Source organism: Micromonospora sp. 4G55 (assembly GCF_016803375.1).
Genome location: NZ_JAEVHN010000621.1, coordinates 1 through 3,579 on the forward strand (window position 1 = coordinate 1; position 3,579 = coordinate 3,579).

The window sequence follows — 3,579 nt, forward strand, 5'->3', positions numbered from 1 at the left end:
GGGCGCGGTGGGGTCGCCGAGTGGAGGGGGGATGGGTTAGCCTAACGATCGTTCAGGTAAGTCGGTCCGCTCACGAGGTGGCCCGGCCCAGGCGGCGAGGGAGTCGGCGTGACGCTCGACGGTGAGGCACTGGAGCAGCTGCGCAAGCGCGCCCGGGCCGGCGGTGCGGACAAGTACCACGCGGCGAACGCCGCCAAGGGCAAGCTCTTCGCCCGCGAGCGGGTCGCGCTCCTGGTCGACGAGGGTTCCTTCGTCGAGGACGGACTCTACGCGAACGCGATGGCCGACGGGCTGCCCGCCGACGGCGTGGTCACCGGCACCGCCACCATCGACGGCCGGCAGGTCTGCCTGATGGCCAACGACTCGACGGTCAAGGCCGGCAGCTGGGGCGCCCGGACGGTCGAGAAGATCATCCGGATCATCGAGCGGGCCTACTCGACCGGCGTGCCGATGGTCTACCTGGTCGACTCGGCCGGCGCCCGGATCACCGACCAGGTCGACCTGTTCCCGGGTCGGCGCGGCGCCGGCAAGATCTTCTGGAACCAGGTCCGCGCCTCGGGTTCCATCCCTCAGGTCTGCGCGCTGTTCGGGCCGAGCGCGGCCGGCGGGGCGTACATCCCGGCGTTCTGCGACGTGGTGGCCATGGTGGACGGCAACGCCAGCATGTACCTCGGCTCGGACCGGATGGTCGAGATGGTCACCGGCGAGAAGACGACGCTGGAGGCGATGGGTGGCGCCAAGGTGCACTGCGCCGAGTCCGGGGTCGGGCACTTCCTCTGCAAGACCGAGGCCGACGCGCTCGACGTGGTGCGGACCTACCTGTCGTACCTGCCGGCGAACTGGACCGAGCAGCCGCCGGCCGCGCCCGCCAAGCAGGCGTCCGACAAGGTCGACCTGGCCGCGCTCGTGCCGGCCAGCGAGCGGCAGGCCTTCGACATGCGCCGGTACGTCAAGGGCCTGCTCGACGACGGCTCGTTCTTCGAGATCCAGGCGCTCTGGGCCAAGGAGCTGACGATCGGCTTCGGCCGGCTGAACGGTGAGGTCGTCGGCGTGGTCGGCAACAACTCGATGTTCAAGGGCGGGGTGCTCTTCGTCGACTCGGCCGACAAGGCGACCCGGTTCGTGCAGCTCTGCGACGCCTTCAACGTGCCGCTGCTCTTCCTGAGCGACGTGCCCGGCTTCATGGTCGGCTGCGCGGTGGAGAAGCAGGGCATCATCCGGCACGGCGCCAAGATGATCACCGCGATCTCCGAGGCGACCGTGCCGAAGATCTGCGTGGTGGTTCGCAAGGCGTACGGCGCGGGTCTCTACGCGATGGCCGGGCCGGGCTTCGAGCCGGACGCGACCATCGCGCTGCCCACCGCGAAGATCGCGGTGATGGGGGCGGAGGCCGCGGTGAACGCCGTCTACGCCAACAAGATCGCCGCGATCGCCGACGAGACCGAGCGGGCCGCCTTCGTCGCCGCGAAGCGCGAGGAGTACGAGCGGGACATCGACGTCGTCCGGCTCGCCAGCGAACTGGTGGTCGACGCCATCGTCGAGCCGCACGAGCTGCGCGCCGAGCTGGTCCGCCGGTTCGCCGCCGCGCGTACCAAGGACCGGCACTTCTCCCGGCGCCGGCACGGCGTCACCCCGGTCTGACCCGACCCGCACGACCCGGCCGGCGTCACGAGCGCCCGGCGGCTCATCCACAAAGGGCGTCCCACCAGGAGGATCAGATGGACTTCCGGCTCACCGAGGAACAAGAGGCGCTGCGGTCCAGCGTGCGGGACTTCGCGCGTGAGGTGGTCGCCCCGGTCATCGCCGAGCACTACGAGAAGCACACCTTCCCGTACGAGGTGATCCGCCAGATGGGCAAGATGGGCCTGTTCGGCCTGCCCTTCGGTGAGGAGCACGGCGGCATGGGCGGCGACTACTTCGCGCTCTGCCTCGCCCTGGAGGAGCTGGCCCGGGTCGACTCCAGCGTGGCGATCACCCTGGAGGCGGCGGTCTCCCTCGGCGCGATGCCGATCTACCGGTTCGGCACCGAGGAGCAGCAGGCGACCTGGCTGCCGAAGCTGCTCAGCGGCGAGGCGCTGGCCGGTTTCGGGCTGACCGAGCCGGGCACCGGCTCCGACGCGGGCGGCACCCAGACCCGCGCGGTGCTGGACGAGGCGACGAACGAGTGGGTGATCAACGGCTCCAAGGCCTTCATCACCAACTCGGGGACCGACATCACCACGCTGGTCACCGTCACCGCGGTCACCGGCACGAAGCCGGACGGCTCGAAGGAGCTGTCGACCATCATCGTGCCCACGGGGACGCCGGGCTTCACCGTGGCGCCGGGCTACTCCAAGGTCGGCTGGACCGCCTCGGACACCCACGAGCTGACCTTCGACGACTGCCGGGTGCCGGCGGCGAACCTGCTGGGTGAGCGGGGGCGGGGCTTCGCGCAGTTCCTGCGCATCCTCGACGAGGGTCGGATCGCCATCGCCGCGCTCGCCGTCGGCCTCGCCCAGGGCTGCGTCGACGAGTCGATCAAGTACGCCAAGGAGCGGCACGCCTTCGGCCAGCCGATCGGCAACTACCAGGCGATCCAGTTCAAGATCGCCGACATGGAGCTGAAGGCGCACACCGCCCGGCTGGCGTACTACGACGCCGCCGCGCGGATGCTGGCCGGTGAGCCGTTCAAGCGGCAGGCGGCGATCGCCAAGCTGCACGCCAGCACGATCGCGGTGGACAACGCCCGCGAGGCCACCCAGATCCACGGCGGCTACGGCTTCATGAACGAGTACCCGGTCGCCCGGTTCTGGCGGGACTCCAAGATCCTGGAGATCGGCGAGGGCACCTCCGAGGTGCAGCGCATGATCATCGCCCGCGACCTGGGCGTCTGATCCGGCCCCGGCCCCTGCCGCGCCGCCGCACGGCAGGGGCCTGTCGGATTCCGGCGCGTCGGCTGGACGACGCATCCGTGTCGACCGTCGTATCCGGTCCGTACCCTTCGTGCCCATGACACCGGCTCCTGATCATCAGTTGGCGCCGGGTGGTCGTACCCCGCTGGCGGAGCTGTTGCGGGGGCATCGGCTCCGGGCCGGTCTCACCCAGGCCGAGCTGGCCCAGCGGGCCGGGATCGGCGTGCGGACCGTCCGTGACCTGGAGCGCGGCCGGTCCAGCCGACCGCAGCGCACCACCGTGGAGCTGCTCGCCGACGCGCTCGGCCTCACCGACGGGCCGCGCGCCGCCTTCCTCACCACCGCCCGTGGGCGGGTCACCGTCCCGGCCGTCGACGCGGACCCGGGCCGCGCGCCGGGCGCCGGGTCCGCGCCCGGCGAACCCCACCCCTCGGGTACGCCGATCGCGCTCCCGCCCCCGGTCGAGCTGATCGGGCGGGAGCGGGACCTGGCCGACCTCGCCGCGCTGCTCACCGCGGGCCACTGGCCGCCGGTGGTGACCCTGGTCGGGCTGGCCGGCGTGGGGAAGACGGCCCTGGCCCTGGCGGTGGCGCACGAGGTCGCCGCCGCGTATCCCGGCGGGGTGGCCGGCGTGCTGGTCGGCGAGGGCTCCGACGCCCGCCGACGTGCTGGCCGCGATGAGCGCCGT

The 3,579-nt window shown here is 71.8% G+C and carries 3 protein-coding genes; all 3 read left to right on the forward strand.

Features of this window, described 5'->3' with window-relative positions; translation table 11 throughout:
• Positions 1-108 precede the first annotated feature (108 nt).
• Entirely contained in the window at positions 109-1,641 is a 1,533-nt protein-coding gene (locus JNW89_RS31125; RefSeq protein ID WP_238451792.1) for an acyl-CoA carboxylase subunit beta, read from the forward strand.
• A 77-nt stretch (positions 1,642-1,718) separates the two neighbouring features.
• A complete protein-coding gene (locus JNW89_RS31130) occupies positions 1,719-2,873 on the forward strand; it encodes an acyl-CoA dehydrogenase family protein (RefSeq protein WP_238451793.1) in 1,155 nt (384 codons plus the stop codon).
• Positions 2,874-2,988: 115 nt separating this feature from the next.
• Positions 2,989-3,579 (forward strand): helix-turn-helix domain-containing protein (locus JNW89_RS31135; RefSeq protein WP_375155168.1); only part of this gene is annotated, 591 nt, incomplete at its 3' end.

Bases quoted from the DNA above. Each gene is read 5' to 3' on its own strand.
- JNW89_RS31130 (WP_238451793.1), top strand. From the start codon at position 1,719: ATGGACTTCCGGCTCACCGAGGAACAAGAGGCGCTGCGGTCCAGCGTG.